General features: G+C 72.7%; 14 protein-coding genes. 4 read left to right on the top strand and 10 right to left on the bottom strand.

From position 1 onward, the window contains the following. Nucleotides 1–139 precede the first annotated feature (139 nt). A complete protein-coding gene (locus tag ACFWR9_RS03340; protein WP_383834752.1) occupies nt 140–1,582 on the top strand; it encodes a uracil-xanthine permease family protein in 1,443 nt (480 codons plus the stop codon). Here ACFWR9_RS03340 and ACFWR9_RS03345 read toward each other — a convergent pair. Beyond that, nucleotides 1,564–2,691, bottom strand: coding sequence for a glycoside hydrolase family 6 protein (locus ACFWR9_RS03345; RefSeq protein ID WP_383835042.1), 1,128 nt, complete (start codon nt 2,689–2,691; stop codon nt 1,564–1,566). The genes ACFWR9_RS03340 and ACFWR9_RS03345 overlap by 19 nt on opposite strands. A 174-nt stretch (nt 2,692–2,865) precedes the next feature. Here ACFWR9_RS03345 and ACFWR9_RS03350 point away from each other — a divergent pair, with 174 nt between their 5' ends. Both ACFWR9_RS03350 and ACFWR9_RS03355 read left to right on the top strand, forming a co-directional pair. Continuing rightward, nucleotides 2,866–3,561 (top strand): DUF5995 family protein, encoded by a 696-nt coding sequence (locus ACFWR9_RS03350; protein ID WP_383834755.1) that lies wholly within the window; start codon nt 2,866–2,868, stop codon nt 3,559–3,561. A gap of 101 nt (nt 3,562–3,662) precedes the next feature. Further along, nucleotides 3,663–4,592, top strand: a complete 930-nt coding sequence (locus tag ACFWR9_RS03355; RefSeq protein WP_383834759.1) for a TIGR03619 family F420-dependent LLM class oxidoreductase — start codon at nt 3,663–3,665, stop codon at nt 4,590–4,592. Nucleotides 4,593–4,605: 13 nt separating this feature from the next. On the opposite strand, the gene ACFWR9_RS03360 is transcribed toward ACFWR9_RS03355, so the two are convergent. Then, nucleotides 4,606–6,303, bottom strand: coding sequence for a flavin monoamine oxidase family protein (locus ACFWR9_RS03360; RefSeq protein ID WP_383834762.1), 1,698 nt, complete (start codon nt 6,301–6,303; stop codon nt 4,606–4,608). 49 nt (nt 6,304–6,352) lie between these two features. Beyond that, nucleotides 6,353–7,141, bottom strand: coding sequence for a carbon-nitrogen hydrolase family protein (locus tag ACFWR9_RS03365; protein WP_383834765.1), 789 nt, complete (start codon nt 7,139–7,141; stop codon nt 6,353–6,355). 353 nt (nt 7,142–7,494) lie between these two features. Here ACFWR9_RS03365 and ACFWR9_RS03370 point away from each other — a divergent pair, with 353 nt between their 5' ends. Beyond that, nucleotides 7,495–8,055, top strand: a complete 561-nt coding sequence (locus ACFWR9_RS03370; RefSeq protein ID WP_383834768.1) for a Repetin — start codon at nt 7,495–7,497, stop codon at nt 8,053–8,055. Here ACFWR9_RS03370 and ACFWR9_RS03375 read toward each other — a convergent pair. The 7 genes from ACFWR9_RS03375 to ACFWR9_RS03405 all read right to left on the bottom strand — a co-directional run bounded on the left by ACFWR9_RS03375 (nt 8,024) and on the right by ACFWR9_RS03405 (nt 15,247). Continuing rightward, nucleotides 8,024–9,235 carry an MFS transporter gene (locus ACFWR9_RS03375; protein ID WP_383834771.1) on the bottom strand — a complete coding sequence of 404 codons (1,212 nt, stop codon included), beginning with the start codon at nt 9,233–9,235 and terminating at the stop codon, nt 8,024–8,026. The two genes, ACFWR9_RS03370 and ACFWR9_RS03375, sit on opposite strands and share 32 nt — an antisense overlap. A 138-nt stretch (nt 9,236–9,373) precedes the next feature. Then, the gene (locus ACFWR9_RS03380) at nt 9,374–9,826 is read right to left on the bottom strand and encodes an Lrp/AsnC family transcriptional regulator (RefSeq protein WP_125490424.1); all 453 of its coding nucleotides are present in this window, start codon (nt 9,824–9,826) and stop codon (nt 9,374–9,376) included. 15 nt (nt 9,827–9,841) lie between these two features. Then, on the bottom strand, nt 9,842–11,332 hold the full coding sequence (locus ACFWR9_RS03385) for an amino acid permease (RefSeq protein WP_383834775.1): 1,491 nt from the start codon (nt 11,330–11,332) through the stop codon (nt 9,842–9,844). 304 nt (nt 11,333–11,636) lie between these two features. Continuing rightward, complete coding sequence (locus ACFWR9_RS03390) at nt 11,637–12,032, bottom strand: hypothetical protein (RefSeq protein ID WP_383834778.1); 396 nt, start codon at nt 12,030–12,032, stop codon at nt 11,637–11,639. A 219-nt stretch (nt 12,033–12,251) separates the two neighbouring features. Beyond that, nucleotides 12,252–13,694 carry a GuaB1 family IMP dehydrogenase-related protein gene (locus ACFWR9_RS03395; RefSeq protein WP_383834780.1) on the bottom strand — a complete coding sequence of 481 codons (1,443 nt, stop codon included), beginning with the start codon at nt 13,692–13,694 and terminating at the stop codon, nt 12,252–12,254. A gap of 108 nt (nt 13,695–13,802) precedes the next feature. Further along, nucleotides 13,803–14,156, bottom strand: a complete 354-nt coding sequence (locus ACFWR9_RS03400) for a barstar family protein (protein WP_383834783.1) — start codon at nt 14,154–14,156, stop codon at nt 13,803–13,805. A gap of 47 nt (nt 14,157–14,203) precedes the next feature. Further along, a complete protein-coding gene (locus ACFWR9_RS03405; RefSeq protein WP_383834786.1) occupies nt 14,204–15,247 on the bottom strand; it encodes a sugar-binding transcriptional regulator in 1,044 nt (347 codons plus the stop codon). Nucleotides 15,248–15,270 lie beyond the last annotated feature (23 nt).

Here is a 15,270-nt window from a genome sequence, read left to right on the forward strand (position 1 = left end):
GACGCCGCTCCAGGGCGCGGACGCTGAGCGACAGCCACCGGGAAGGCGCTGGTCAGCGGGGGGGCGGGACGTGAGCGGCCCCGGTGTCCCTGACAATGGTCCGGACCGTCCTCACGTACAGAGAAAGCGATACCTCACCATGGACCTCGGCGTGCGCTGGAAGCTGCACGGTGACGGGCGCACGCCCGCACCCGGAGCGGTGGTCCGCCCCGACGAACGGCTCTCGTGGCCCCGCACCGCCGGGCTCGGTGCCCAGCACGTGGTGGCCATGTTCGGGGCGTCCTTCGTGGCTCCGGTCCTGATGGGTCTGGACCCGAACCTGGCGATCATGATGTCGGGCGTGGCGACCGTCATCTTCCTGCTCGCCACCCGCGGCCGGGTCCCCAGCTACCTCGGCTGCTCGCTCTCCTTCGTCGGCGTCGCCGCGGTCATCCGGGCGCAGGGCGGCACCAGCGCCACGGTGACCGGCGCGGTCCTGGTGGTCGGCGCCGCGCTGTTCCTGGTGGGTCTCGCCGTCCAGCGCTTCGGGGCGCGGATCATCCACGCCACGATGCCGCCGATCGTCACCGGCGCGGTGGTGATGCTGATCGGCTTCAACCTGGCGCCGGTCACCGCGTCCACCTACTGGCCGCAGGACCAGTGGACGGCGCTGCTTGTGATGCTGTTCACCGGTCTGGCCGTGGTCTGCCTGCGCGGCTTCTGGTCCCGGATCGCGATCTTCCTGGGGCTGGTCTTCGGGTACGTCCTGTCCTGGGTCCTCGACCGGATCTTCGGCAGGATCCACTCGGTGGACGGCAGCGGCAAGCTCACCGACCACTGGCGGCTGGACCTGTCCGCCGTGGGGCAGGCCGACTGGATCGGTCTGCCGTCCTTCCACGGGCCGAGCTTCGAGTGGTCGGCGATCCTGGTCGCGCTGCCGGTCGTCATCGCGCTGGTCGCGGAGAACGCCGGGCACGTCAAGGCGGTCGGCGAGATGACCGGCGACCCGCTCGACGACAAGCTGGGCACGGCGATCTCCGCGGACGGCGTCGGCTCGATGCTGTCCACCGCGGTGGGCGGCCCGCCCAACACCACGTACTCCGAGAACATCGGCGTGATGGCCGCGACCCGGGTCTACTCGACGGCCGCCTACTGGGCAGCCGCGGGGTTCGCCCTCCTCTTCGGCATCTGCCCGAAGTTCGGCGCGGTCGTGGCCGCCATCCCGGGCGGTGTCCTCGGCGGCATCACCGTCATCCTCTACGGCATGATCGGCCTGCTCGGCGCCCAGATCTGGGTCAACGCCAAGGTGGACCTGCGCAACCCGCTCAACCTGGTGCCGGCCGCCGCGGGCATCATCATCGGCGTCGGAAACGTCAGCATGGAGTTCACCGACACCTTCTCGCTCAGCGGCATCGCGCTCGGCACCCTGGTCGTCATCACCGGCTACCACGCGCTGCGGGCGTTCGCCCCGGCCCACCTCAAGACGCAGCAGCCGCTGCTCGACGAGGGGACGTCCTCGTACGACGAGAAGGGCGGGGACGGCGGGGACGGCAGGGATGGCGGCGAGGGCGGTGCTCCCGGTGCTCAGCGCGCCAAGTCGTAGGCGTACGACGGTGTGAAGGTGCCCGGCTTTCCCCGGCAGCCGTCGGACTCGCCGGGCAGCTTGACCCACAGGTAGGCGTCGACGCGTCCCATGCCGGTGTTCAGGGTGGGCGCGCGCCCGAGTTTGCGGCCGGCCGGGTCGCACCACTCGCCGTCGGGCGGCGCGCCGTTGCCGTTGCGGCTGGTGTCGATGACGGCGCCCAGGCTCGCCGGGCCGCCGAGGGCGTCGAGGACGGCGCGGTCGTGGGCGACCTCGTCGGCGGTGGCGTGGAAGTTGGAGACGTTGCTGAAGACGCCGTCGGAGGAGTCGGGCGAGGCGGCGCCGGCCTGTTTCAGCCAGGCCGCCTGTCTGGCGGGTGTGTGCCAGCCGGAGTGGCCCGCGTCGAAGTAGACCCGGGCGGCGGGGTTGGCGTCCTTCATCACCCGGCCGGCCCGGGCCAGCGAGGCGAAGCGGTCGGCCCGCTCCCCCGCGGACAGGCAGTCGGCCTGGGCGACCGAGTCGGGCTCCAGGACGACGATGACCTCGCCGGAGCCGAGCCCGGCCGCGAACCGGTCGATCCAGTCGTCGTAGGCGTCCAGACCGGGCGCGCCGCCCTGGGAGTGGCCGCCGCAGTCGCGGTCGGGTATCGCGTACGGCACGACGACCGGCACCCGGCCCCGGGCGGCGCCCTCGGAGGTGACGGCGCGGACCCGGGAGGTGAGGGTGGCGGGCGTGTGGTCGGCGAACCACACGGCGGCCGGGTGGCCGGCCACCCGGGACGCGATGACGTCCCGTCGCGGGTCGTCGGGGTGGGTCCGGACCCAGTCGAGGACCTGGGACTCGGGGTGCCGGTAGAGCCGGGTGGCGGGCTCGGCGGTACGGGACGGCTCCGTCCGGGCCGTCCGCGCCGGCGAGGGCGTGCCGCTCGCCTTCCGCACCGAGGGCGAAGCGGAGACCGACGCGGAAGCCGACGCCGAGGGTGACGGCACGGCGGGCGGGGGCTTCGGCCACGGCGTCCGCGTCCCGGCCGGGCGGGCCTCGTCCGCACCGCCGCCACCGTGGTCGCCGAGCGCGGTCAGGATGCCGGTCGCGGCGCCCACCGCGACCACGACGGACGCGGCCAAGACCATCGCGCCGCGCCGGGCGGCGCGTTCGCGCTCGGCCCTGCGGGCGGCCCGGCGCCGGGCACGATGGCCTGACACGTACGGTTTCCCCTCCCCCGCGCGGCGGGCGCGTTCCCCCGTTCTGGGGAAGCGCCGGGCCCGCCGGCACTGCCGTCACCCTAAAGCTGCGACGCTGCCGCCATGGCCCACTGCGAGCAAGTACCGACGGCCGTCCGGACGGTGGACTCGGTGCTGACCCGGATGCGCGCCCTCGACGGGGCGCTGTCCGACCGGGACGGGGTGGCGGTCTTCAACCGCGTCTACCTCGCCGTCACGGAGGCGGTCGACCGGCACATCGACAGCGGCCGGTTCGCGGACGCCCGGGCGGCGATCGCGCTGGACGTGCGGTTCGCGGAGCGGTTCCTGGACGCCGTGGACGCGGCGGCGGAAGACCGGCGTCCGCCCGCGTGCTGGCGGCCCGTGTTCCAGTTCCGCCGCCATCCCGGCGTACGCCCGCTGCAGTTCGCGCTGGCGGGCATCAACGCGCACATCGGCCACGATCTGGCGCTGGCCGTGGTGGACACCTGCCGTACGCTCGGCTGCGAACCCGTCGACCTGGAGGACGAGTTCGACCGTGTGGGCGATCTCCTCGTCTCGCTGGAGGAGCGCATCCGCGACGAGCTGATGCCGGGCCCCGACCTCCTCCAGATCGCCGACCCGCTCACCCATCTGCTCGGCTCCTGGAGCCTGGACCGCGCCCGCGACGCCGCCTGGGCGGCGGCCCGCGCGCTGTGGGCGCTGCGCCGGCTGCCGGACGTCGCCGGGGAGTTCACCGAACGGCTGGACGCGGCGGTGGGCTTCGCCGGACGCATGCTGCTCACCCCGCTGCCGGACTGAACCGGCCTGTTCCCGGTGCGTGCCCGGGCAACTTCGGTGCGCTCGTTGTACGTTGCATCCTTGGGCAACATCGCACCCCGACCGCGAAGGAGCACCCCGGTATGACGACCCGGCTCGGACTCGGCCTCCCCCAGATGCGGCAGTACGACATCGGCAAGGACGTTCCCGACGTGGCCCGTGCGGCGGAAGGGATGGGCTACGAGAGCCTCTGGGTCTTCGAACGGGCCCTGTTCCCCGAACCCGCCACCCAGGGGCTGTACGGCATCGAGGGCCTGCCCTGGCCGGACGAGTACCGCAATGTGGCGGAACCGCTGGTCACCCTGGCCCTCGCCGCCGCGGCCACCGAACGGGCGGAACTGGGCTCCAGCGTCCTGGTCGCCCCACTGCACGTGCCGTTCCAGTTGGCCCGGACGCTGGGCTCGCTGGACGCGGCGAGCGGCGGCCGCGTGGTCGCGGGTTTCGGCACGGGCTGGTCCCACGACGAGTACGCGGCGGCGTCCGTGCGGCCGTTCGCCGAGCGCGGTGCCGCCCTGGACGAGCTGATCGGGGTGTGCCGCGCGGTCTGGGGACCGGACCCGGTGGTGTACGAGGGCGAGGTCACGAGGATCGCGTCCGCCGTGGTCGGCCCCAAGCCGGCCCGGCCGATCCCGATCCTGCTGGCGGCGGGCAACGGCAGGGCCCGGCGGCGGCTGGTCGACCACGCCGACGGCTGGCTGCCCGCCGCGATCGGCGCCGAGGCGGTGGCCGGGCAGTGGCGGGTACTGCGCGAGCTGGCCGCCGAGCGCGGTCGCACGGAGCCGATCCGGACGGTGCTGCGGGCCAACGCCCGCTACACCGCCGCGCCCCAGGACACCTCCGGTCGCAGGCCCTTCCACGGCAACGTCGACCAGATCGTCGAGGACCTCGCCGCACACGCCGAGATCGGCCTGGACGAGATCCTCCTCGACCTCCAGAGCACGGCCCGGGATGCCGAGGAACTGAAGGACGTCGCGGCCGAGGTGTACGAGAAGGCGCGGGCGGGCGGAATCTAGCCGGCGCCGGGACCTAGTCCTCGGGGAGCTCGACCGGCGCGATCTCGTCGTACACGTCGCCCGGGCCGGGGTTGGACGCGTCGGTCTCCCCGCCGAAGTGGTGCATGACGCCCCAGACGGCGTTCAGCGCCGTCTGGACGGCGCCCTCGGCCCAGCCGGCCGTCCAGGAGATGTCGTCGCCGGCGAGGAAGATGCCGCGCTTGTCCTCGGGCAGCTCCTCCTGCATGAAGTGCGTGAACAGGCGCCGCTGGTAGCGGTAGTGGCCGGGGAGGTTGGCCTTGAACGCGCCCATGAAGTAGGGCTCGTTCTCCCAGGAGACCGTCACCGGGTTGCCGATGACGTGCTTCCTGATGTCGACCTTCGGGTAGATCTCGCCGAGCGACTTCAGCATGACCTCCATCCGCTCGTTCGCGGACAGCGGCAGCCACTTCAGGCTGTCGTCGCACCAGGTGTAGGAGAGGCAGATGACGGCGGGCTTGTCCGGGCCGTCGTCCAGGAGGTAGGTGCCGCGGGTCATGCGGTCGGTGAGCGTCATCGACATCACGTCCCGCCCCGTGACCTCGTCCTTGTCCAGCCAGAACGGCCGGTCGACCGGCACGAAGAGCTTCGAGGACTCCATGTAGTGGGTCCGCTCGATCGCGGTCCAGTGGTCGATCGGGAAGAGCGAGTCGTCGCAGGCGATCTTGGAGAGCAGCATCCAGGACTGGGCGGTGAAGATCGCAGCCCGGTACGTGCGGATGTCGCCGTCGGCGTCCGTCACCGTGATCCGGTTGCCGGCCGTGCGGTTCAGCCGGGTCACGGCCGGGCGCGGCTCACCGTCCGCGTGCAGGGACTTGAGCGAGGTGCCGTGCGGCCAGTGGACGATCTTCTCCGGCTCGCGCTCCCAGAGCCTCGTCGGCAGCTGCTGGGAACCGCCGACTATGCCCCGGTGGTGGTCGTCGGCCTCGGTGTAGACGACGCGCAGGATCTCCAGGATGGAGTTGGGGAAGTCGGTGTCCCAGCCGCCGGTGCCGAAGCCGACCTGGCCGAAGATCTCCCGGTGCCGGAAGGACTTGAAGGCGTCGGAGTCGCAGAGGAAGCCGTAGAAGGTCTGGTTGTCGAACTTCTCGACCAGCTTCGACCAGATCTCGCGGATGCGCGGGACGTCGCGCTCGCGCAGGGCGCGGTTCATGTCGGAGAAGTCGGCGCCCTCTTCGAGGCACTTCGCCCAGGCGTCGGCCACGTCCCGGTAGACCTGCGGGAGGTCGTCGAGCGTCTCGGCGTAGTGCGACTCGCCCTTGAGGTCGACGACGGTGGAGGGCGTCGCCTCGGCGAGCGGGTTGGGGAACGGGCTGGTCCGGAGCCCCACCAGGTCGATGTAGTGCTGGAGGGCGGTGGAGGACGGCGGGAAGCGCATCGCGCCCATCTCGGCGGTCAGGGACTCGTCGCAGCCGTCGAAGCCCACGGTCCGCAGCCGGCCGCCGATCTTGTCGGCCTCGTAGACGACGGGCTTGAGGCCCATCTTCATCAGCTCGTAGGCCGCCACGATGCCGGACAGTCCACCGCCGACGACCGCGACCTCGGCGCCGTGCTCGGTCGCCGGTATCTGGCCGAGCCCCGCCGGGTGGTCGAGGAAGTCGTCGTACGCGTACGGGAAGTCCGGACCGAACATGGTGATCGGCGGCTGCTGCTCGTCTGCGTGCTCGATCGCGTTGGGCACGGTGGACGTCATGGGGTACGGACTCCTTGCACAGGTGGAACGGAGGGGTGGCGGTGGGGGTTCAGACGAGGGACCCGTAGAGACCGGGCCGGCGGTCCCGCAGATACGGGTTGTGCTCGCGGGACGCGGCCAGGAAGGCCGGGTCGACGTCGCCGAGGACCAGTTCCTCGGTGCGCCCGGCCCGGGCCCGGGCGGTGCCGTCGGGTCCGGCGAGGGTGGAGAGGCCGACGAACTCGAACTCCCCCTCCTGACCGGCCCGGTTGACGTACGCCACGTACATCTGGTTCTCGAAGGCCCGCACCGGCACGACCGACTCGGCGACGAACTGGAACGGGTGCATCTGCGCGGTCGGCACGAGCAGCAGGTCGGTGCCGGCCAGGGCGTGGGCGCGGACGTTCTCCGGGAACTCCACGTCGTAGCAGATCATCAGGCCGACGGTGACGCCGTCGAGCCGCGCCTGCACGACCGGCTGCTCGCCGGGGGTGAAGTGGTCGCGCTCGAAGCAGCCGAAGAGGTGGGTCTTGCGGTAGTTGGCCAGGCGGGTGCCGTCGGCGGAGATCAGCTGGACGGAGTTGAAGACGCGCTCGCCCTCCCGCTCGGGGTAGCCGTACGCGATCGCGAGGCCGTGGCGCCCGGCGGTCTCCGCGACGGCGTCGGCCGAGTCGCCGTCGGCGGGCTCGGCGAGGACGCCGATGTCGTCGCCGATCGCGTACCCGGTCAGGAACAGCTCCGAGGTGACCAGCAGCCCGGCACCCGCGGCGGCGGCCCGGCCGGCGGCCTCGTCGAGGACCTTGAGGTTCTCGGCGGTGGAGCCGGGCCGGCCGGAGCTCTGGAGCAGGGCGGTGCGCATGCGTGTTCCTCACCGGTGGGAGGGGGTCGGGGGGCCAGATAGACGGTACGGTCGGCGGACTCGGCCGGACAAGACGGACCTGTTGCGCACCGGAGAGCGGTTCGTTGCGTGCGTCGGGCGCGGCGCGGAGATTCGTTGTGCGCGGCTGCCGACGGCGTGGGCCGGGCGCCCGCCCCACGCCCGGGCCCGCCCGGCGTGGGGGCCCCGCTCCTCCTCGGGTGGCATCCCGCGCGTGTTCTCCCCGCCGCGCGGCGGAGGGCGGTCCCGCCCTGAGCGCGATGTGGCGGGGGTGCGGCGCCGGGACAGTGGTGAGCGTTCAAGTCCGCCCGCTTCCGCCCACCGAGGGGACCGCCATGAAACGAAGCCGTACGACGACCGCCGCGCTCTGCGTCGCCCTGTTGCTCACCGCCGTCACGACCGGCGCCGCGGTCGCGTCCGGGCCGCACGAGGGAGCCCACCAGGGCCCGCCCCCGAGGGAGGCCGCCGCGCTGACCGGCAGCGCCAAGCTCTACCGGTCGGCCGGGGACGACATCACCGTCGCCTTCGACGCGCACCTCGCGGCGGAGCACAACGACAACCCGCTCGAAGCCACCGGGACGTTCGAGTTCAGCCACTACCTGGACGGCGGGGGCGCCAAGGCGAAGGCCACCGTCGACTGCCTGCTGACCGGCGGAGACGTGGCCGTCGTCTCCGGTGTCATCACCGACTCCGACCTGCCCGGCGCCGAGGGCAGACGGGTCGGCATCACGGTCCACGACCTCGGCCGCCACGACCGGCTCGGCTACAGCTGGGCCGCCACGGGCAGCCCCGCGGAGGGCGCGGAGCCGCCCAAGTGCGTCGGCTCCGCGCCGTTCGAGAAGGTCAAGAAGGGGACCGGCGACTTCAGGGTCGTGCCCTGGCAGCCGCGGCTGTAGTCCGGGCGGTGGCGGCCAGCAGCAGCGCCGTCAGCAGGTACGGCACCGCGGCCAGGGCGAACGCGGTGCCGTGCCCGGTCGCCGTGGCCGCCACCGTGTAGGCGCCGTAGGTGGTGAGGGTGCCCAGCTCGGTGCCCAGGCCCGCGATCGAGGTCAGGGTCGCCCGGCCGGTGTCGTCGATCCGCCGCTGGAGACGCGCGTCGGCGAGCACGGTCGCCAGCTGGAAGCCACCGAAGGCGAGCCCGACCAGGACCAGGGCGGCCGGGGTGCGGGCCGCGGCGCCCACCGCCAGGGCGAGCGCGGAACCGGTGAGCAGGGCGGCGAACCCGGCGGTGGTCAGGCGGTCGGCGGCACCGGCCAGCAGGCTGCCGCCGGTGGCGCCGGCCCAGATCACCAGCAGCAGCCAGGGAACGGTCTCCGCCGCCACGCCGGTGTCCAGCGCCAGCAGCGGCGTGTACTCGTCGAGCGCGCCCCACACCGCGGTCACGGCCGGGACCAGGAGCAGCGCCCCGCGCACGGAACGGTCGGTGCGGGCCTCGCCGAGTCCGGCGCGCAGGGTCGCGGTCCAGCCGTCGTCGCCGGCGGACGGTTCGCGGTGCTCGGGGAAGCGCGTCGCCACGGCCGCCCCGGCCAGACAGACCAGCACGCTCACCGCGCCCACCGCCTCGTAGCCGCCCCAGGCGAACACCGGACCGGCCAGACCCATCGCGCTCATCGTGGCGGCGATGCCGACCGCCCGCGCCCGGCCCATGACCCGGGCGTACCGGTCGGCCGCGCCGGCCCGGTCCAGTTCGTCGTAGACCAGCGCCTCCAGCGCGCCAGAGCCGAGGGCTCCGCCGGCGCCCCACAGCACGAAGCCGAGCGCGAAGGCGCCGTAGGAGGGCACGAGCACCCACAGGGCGAAGCCGGCGGCGGTGAGCAGCGGGCCGAGGACCAGGAGCAGCCGCCGGGAGACGGCGTCGGCCCAGGCGCCGGACGGCACCTCCAGCAGAACGCCGGTCAGCGACCACAGGGCGAACAGCGAGGAGATCTGCCAGACGGAGAGACCGGTGTCGCTGAACAGCAGCGCGTACACCGGGTAGAGCAGGACGAAGTCGTCGCAGAACGCGGAGGCGTACAGCGTGCGCGTCAGCCGCCGGGTACCGGCGGTGGCGGGGGCACGCTCGGGTGAGAGAGTCATGAGGCCTTCCCGAGGGGGCGGATCGGACACCGGAGGTACGGCGTCCGGGGCGGCCCTCGGGAGGAGGCGCTACAGGTGAATCAATGTCGCCAGGTCATGCCACCGATGCTAGACGTCACCCGGCTCCCTGCCCACCGATTACGTGGGCGACCCCGACGAGAAGCGCCGCAGCAGCGGCGAGAGCACCAGCACGGACTTGGTGCGCTCCACGAACGGCTCCCCGGCGATCCGCTCCAGGACCCGCTCGAAGTGCCGCATGTCGGAGGCGAAGACCTGGGCGACCGCGTCCGCGTCCCCGGTGACGGTGGACGCGGCCACGACCTCCTGGTAGCGCTCCAGGCCCCGCTGGATGGTCTCCGGCGAGGTGTTGCGGCGGCAGTGGATCTCGACGAACCCCTCGGTCTCCCAGCCGAGCGCGGCGGGGTCGACCCGTACGGTGAAGCCGGTGATGGCGCCGGTGGCGCGCAGCCGGTCCACGCGCCGTTTCACGGCGGGCGCGGACAGGCCGACCGACTGCCCGATGTCCGCGTAGGAGCGGCGGGCGTCCTCGGCGAGGGCGTGCACGATGCGTTCGTCGAGTTCGTTCAGCACTGCGGGTGGTTCACTTCACTTCTGGTGCGTCCGGACCTCTGACGTGTCCGGCGTGGCGAGTCGGGAGCGGCGGTGGCCGTACACGAAGTAGACCACGAGCCCCACCGCCATCCAGACACCGAAGACCACCCAGGTGACGGTGGACAGACTGCCCATCATCCAGACGCAGAAGGCGAAGCCCAGGGCGGGCAGGACCGGCGACAGCGGCACCCGGAAGGTGCGGGGCATGTCCGGACGGGTCCGGCGCAGCATCACGACGGCCACGTTGACCAGGGCGAAGGCGAAGAGGGTGCCGATGCTGGTGGCGTCGGCGAGCTGCCCGAGCGGGATGGCGGCGGCCAGGACGCCGCAGAACAGGGAGACGATCAGCGTGTTGGCGCGGGGCGCGCCGGTCTTCGGGTGGACCTTGGAGAAGACCTTGGGCACCAGTCCGTCGCGGGACATGGCGAACAGGACGCGGGTCTGGCCGTAGAGCACGGTCAGGACGACGCTGGCGATGGCGACGACCGCGCAGAAGGCCAGCAGGGTGCCCCAGAAGCTCTGCCCGGTGACGTCGGTCATGATCTGCGCGAGGGAGGCCTCGGAGTCGGTGAAGTTCCGCCAGGGCTTGGCGCCGACGGCGACGGCCGCGACGAGGACGTACAGCACCGTGACGATGATCAGGGAGAGCATGATCGCGCGGGGCAGGTCGCGCTGGGCGTTCTTCGCCTCCTCACCGGCGGTGGAGGCGGCGTCGAAGCCGATGTAGGAGAAGAAGAGCGTCGCGCCGGCCGCGCTGACGCCGGCCATGCCGAGCGGCATGAAGTGCTCGTAGTTGCCGGAGCGGAAGCCCTGGACGCCGATCGCGCAGAACAGCACCAGGGCCGCGATCTTGACGACGACCATGATCGTGTTGGCGCGGGCGGACTCGCGGGCACCGCCCAGCAGGAACGTCATGGCGAGCAGGACGACGATCAGCGCGGGCAGGTTGAAGATGCCGCCGTCGCCGGGTGGCGCCGACAGGACGGCGGGGAGGGTGACGCCGATGGTGCCGTCGAGCAGCTCGTTCAGGTACTCGCCCCAGCCGACGGCGACGGCGGCCACCGACACGCCGTACTCCAGGACCAGGCACCAGCCGCAGATCCAGGCGACCAGCTCGCCCATCGTGGCGTAGGCGTACGAGTACGAGGATCCGGCGACCGGGATGGTGCCGGCCAGTTCGGCGTAGGACAGGGCCGAGAAGAGCGCCGTGAGGCCGGCGATGACGAAGGAGAGCGTGACGGCGGGACCGGCCTTGGGGACGGCCTCGCCGAGGACGACGAAGATGCCGGTGCCGAGGGTGGCACCGATGCTGATCATCGTGAGCTGCCAGAGGCCGAGGGAGCGGCGGAGGCTGCCGCCCTCGCCCTGGCCGCCCTCGGCGACCAGTCGTTCGACGGGCTTGCGGCGCATGAGGCGCGCGGCCAGGCCCGGGGACGGTGCGGTGGCCGTTGCGTCGTGGTGCGGGGGTGCGCCTTGGTCGAGCACGCGTTGACTCCTTTGTCGCTTCCGGTCGGCGCCGCCGTGTGAGCGGACGGGCTCGTGGCGGGGCCTCTGGAGCGGCGGGGACCGGTGGGCGCGCTCATGCGGAACGAACGGGAACCCACCGAGCGGGGTCCCCGCCACGCCACGTACAGCGCAGAACACTACGAGCGGGGCGCTGCCCGGGTAATGCAGCAACCTTGCGCGTCGGAGCACGATCGTTGCGTTCGCCGGGGCGTGGCGCGTGTTCGTTGCGCGAGGGCCGAAAGGCGTTGCGCGGGAGGTCCGGCGGAGGGTGAATCGTCCCTGGTCAGTGGCTGTCGGGATGGCCCGCGACGGCCCGCGCCTCGGCCACCTCCGCCGCGTCGAGGCCGATCTCGCCGGGCCGGTCGCGGGCGGCCTCCTGGGCGTCGATCCAGCGCGTGTGCGCCTCCCAGGCGGCCTGCTTGCTGGTGCCGAGGGCGGCTCCGATCTGCGACCAGGAGGCGCCGGCCTCGCGGGCGGCCCGCACGGTGAGCTGGCGCCCGTAGGCGGCCTTGCGGGCCACCACCTCGCTCAGCGCGAGCAGTTCCAGGAGCTGGGGGCGGTCGAGGGCTTCCGCGTCGCTGCCCATCCCGGCGAGCGACTCGCGGGCGCGCAGTTCGTCGAGGCGGGCCACGGCGGTCAGCAGGGTGTGCTGCGGCTCGATGCTCTGCGGTGTCGTCATGCGTCCAGCGTCACGGGGGGGGGGGGGGGGGTGGGGCAGCCCCCCGCCCGCAGGGGGGCGCGGAGCCACGCGCCGCCGGGCCGGGGGCGGCCCGGGGGGCTTCTGTGGGTGGGGGGCGTCTCTTTGCCGGGGGGTCGTGAAGCGCCCCCCGCCCCCCCCCGGGCGGGCTGCCCCACCCCCCCCCCTGACGCATTTCGGACGCGAGACGCGAGCCCGTGCTCAGCCCCAGCTGGCGTGCAGCGGCTTGCCCTCGGCGTAGCCGGCGGCGCTCTGGATGCCGACGATGGCCTTCTCGGCGAACTCCTCCAGGGAACCGGCACCGGCGTAGGTGCAGGACGAGCGGACTCCCGCGATGATCGAGTCGATCAGGTCCTCGACGCCGGGGCGGGCCGGGTCGAGGAACATGCGGGAGGTGGAGATGCCCTCCTCGAACAGCCCCTTGCGGGCCCGGTCGTACGCCGACTCCTCGGAGGTGCGGTTGCGTACCGCGCGGGCGGAGGCCATGCCGAACGACTCCTTGTAGGCACGGCCGTTGGCGTCGTGCTGGAGGTCGCCCGGGGACTCGTACGTGCCCGCGAACCAGGAGCCGACCATCACGTTGGAGGCGCCGGCCGCGAGGGCCATGGCCACGTCGCGCGGGTGCCGGATGCCGCCGTCGGCCCAGACGTGCTTGCCGTACTTCTTCGCCTCGGCGGCGCACTCCAGCACGGCCGAGAACTGCGGCCGGCCGACGCCGGTCATCATGCGGGTGGTGCACATGGCACCGGGTCCGACACCGACCTTGACGATGTCGGCGCCGGCCTCGATCAGGTCGCGCACGCCCTCGGCGGAGACGATGTTGCCCGCGACGACCGGAACCCGCGGGTCGAGGCCGCGGACCACCTTGACGGCGCTGATCATCGACTCCTGGTGCCCGTGGGCGGTGTCGATGACGAGGGTGTCCACGCCCGCGTCGAGGAGCTGCTTGGCCTTGCCCGCGACGTCGCCGTTGATGCCGACGGCCGCGGCGATGCGGAGCCTGCCGTGCGCGTCGGTCGCCGGGGTGTACAGCGTGGCGCGCAGGGCGCCCCTGCGGGTGAGGATGCCGGCGAGGCGGCCGTCCTTGTCGACGGCGGGCGCGTAGCGCCGGTTGGCGGCGTCGAGGGTGTTGAAGGCCTCGCGCGGGTCGAGGTCCGCGTCGATGAGGATCAGGTCCTTGGACATGACCTCTTCGAGCTGGGTGAAGCGGTCCACACCGGCCAGGTCGGTGTCGGTTACCACGCCGACCGGCTTGTGGTCCTCGTCGACGACGACGCCCGCGTTGTGCGCGCGCTTGGGCAGCAGGGCCAGCGCGTCGGCCACGGTCTGGTGCGGGGCCAGCACGATCGGGGTGTCCAGGACGTGGTGGCGGCTCTTCACCCAGGAGACGACCTCGGTGACGACCTCGATCGGGATGTCCTGCGGGATGACCACGAGGCCGCCGCGCCGGGCGACCGTCTCCGCCATCCGGCGGCCGGCGATGGCGGTCATGTTGGCGACGACCAGCGGGACGGTGGTGCCCGTGCCGTCCGGGGAGCCGAGGTCCACGCCCTGCCGGGAGCCGACGGCGGAACGGCTCGGCACCATGAAAACGTCGTCGTACGTCAGGTCGTACGAGGGCTGGATGTCATTCAGGAAACGCACGTGCTGCACATCCCAGTCGATCAGAGGTGGCCCCCGGACAGGTCAGCCAGGGGGAAAGAGCACGTACTTCATTCTCCCACGGCCCGGCGCCGGCAACCCCCGGGCAGATCATCCAGGCTGGTCAGGAGCCTCCTTGGAGGAACCTCCAGGACCGAGCGTGACGAAGAGTCCCGGCCCGCGGTCCGTGGCCTCGGCGAAGACCTCCTCGGCCACGCTCCACTCGTCCGGCCGCGCCTCGGCGTACGCCCGCCAGCCCCGCACCACGAGGACCAGCCCCCGCTGCTGGGCCTCCGGCGGCCAGACGGACGGGTCGGAGAGGGAGTCGGCCAGCGCGTCCCAGTTCCGCCCGAACCAGTCGGGCAGGGCCAGGTCACGGGCGCAGCGTTCCATCAGGCCCGCCTTGTCCGTGACCCCGTCGAGGTCCAGCGTGACCACGAGCCGCCCCGCGGGATCCTCGGTCATGTCGTGCCCTCTCCCGTCCTGATCGTCCGTCCCGTCCTGAGCGCCCGTCAGACCCCGTCCGGGTCCGTCCGGTTGAGCGTCGACTTCGGTGCCGAGCCCAGCGTCATCAGGTAGTCGGCGGCCGACGTGTCCGTCACCAGGCTGGTGACCAGACCGGAGCGCAGCACCGCGTCGATGGCCGTCGCCTTGCGCTGCCCGCCCGCGATCGCCACGACCTCGGGGATTCGGCGGAGCTGGTCGGCCTTGACCGTGATGCACCGCTCCCCCAGGTCCCGCCCGACCCGGCGCCCCTCGGCGTCGAAGAGGTGCGCGGACATCTCGGCGGCGACCCCGAGCGAGGCGTAGTGCGCGCGCTCCTCGTCGCTGAGCATGTCGTGCACCGTCGAGATGCCCGGCTCCCAGGAGCCGATGGAGACGCAGGCGACCGTGACCTTGTCGAAGTACTCGAAGGCCCGGGCGATCCCGGTCTGGTGGCGCAGCGCCTGCGCGGTGGCCGCGTCCGGCAGGAGCATCGGCGCGTAGATGGGGTGCGCGTCGCCGCCGGACACCTGCGCGGCACGCCGCACGGCCTCGACCGAGCCGCGTTCGGCGGTCCCGGCGTCGTACACGCCCGTCAGCTGCACCACCGTGCAGGGCGGCAGCCGGTCGAGCGCCGCCGCCATGTGGATGGTGGATCGGCCCCAGGCCAGGCCCAGCACGTCGCCCTCGGTGACCAGCTCGCCGAGCAGGTCGGCGGCCACCTCGCCCAGGTTCTCGGGGTCGGGTGTCTCCTCGGCGTCGGCCGGGGACTCCACCACGACGGCGTGCCTGAGCCCGTAGCGGGCCCGCAGCGCGTCCGAGCGCTCGGCGTCCAGCTCGGCCGGCACCCGGATCTCGATTCGTACCAGATCTCGCTCAAGGGCGGTCTCCAGGACCCTGGCCACCTTGAAGCGGCTGACGCCGAACTCCTCCGCGATCTGGATCTTGGACTTGCCCTCAAGGTAGAAGCGGCGGGCCATGGCCGCCGCCTGGACCAGCTCAGCGGGTCCCATCCGCATGGCTGAACGGCCCGCCGACATACCCGACACGGCGATCTCCTCACTTCTGTTCACACTCTGGACTCGCCGTTCATCCT

This window comes from Streptomyces sp. NPDC058534 (genome assembly GCF_042717365.1).
Classification (GTDB): Bacteria; Actinomycetota; Actinomycetes; order Streptomycetales; family Streptomycetaceae; genus Streptomyces.

What these genes read in the sequence shown, in the direction of transcription:
- ACFWR9_RS03340 (WP_383834752.1), top strand. Translation starts at nt 140, where the DNA reads ATGGACCTCGGCGTGCGCTGGAAGCTGCACGGTGACGGGCGCACGCCC.
- ACFWR9_RS03345 (WP_383835042.1), bottom strand. Translation starts at nt 2,691, where the DNA reads ATGGTCTTGGCCGCGTCCGTCGTGGTCGCGGTGGGCGCCGCGACCGGC.
- ACFWR9_RS03350 (WP_383834755.1), top strand. Translation starts at nt 2,866, where the DNA reads ATGGCCCACTGCGAGCAAGTACCGACGGCCGTCCGGACGGTGGACTCG.
- ACFWR9_RS03355 (WP_383834759.1), top strand. Translation starts at nt 3,663, where the DNA reads ATGACGACCCGGCTCGGACTCGGCCTCCCCCAGATGCGGCAGTACGAC.
- ACFWR9_RS03360 (WP_383834762.1), bottom strand. Translation starts at nt 6,303, where the DNA reads ATGACGTCCACCGTGCCCAACGCGATCGAGCACGCAGACGAGCAGCAG.
- ACFWR9_RS03365 (WP_383834765.1), bottom strand. Translation starts at nt 7,141, where the DNA reads ATGCGCACCGCCCTGCTCCAGAGCTCCGGCCGGCCCGGCTCCACCGCC.
- ACFWR9_RS03370 (WP_383834768.1), top strand. Translation starts at nt 7,495, where the DNA reads ATGAAACGAAGCCGTACGACGACCGCCGCGCTCTGCGTCGCCCTGTTG.
- ACFWR9_RS03375 (WP_383834771.1), bottom strand. Translation starts at nt 9,235, where the DNA reads ATGACTCTCTCACCCGAGCGTGCCCCCGCCACCGCCGGTACCCGGCGG.
- ACFWR9_RS03390 (WP_383834778.1), bottom strand. Translation starts at nt 12,032, where the DNA reads ATGACGACACCGCAGAGCATCGAGCCGCAGCACACCCTGCTGACCGCC.
- ACFWR9_RS03400 (WP_383834783.1), bottom strand. Translation starts at nt 14,156, where the DNA reads ATGACCGAGGATCCCGCGGGGCGGCTCGTGGTCACGCTGGACCTCGAC.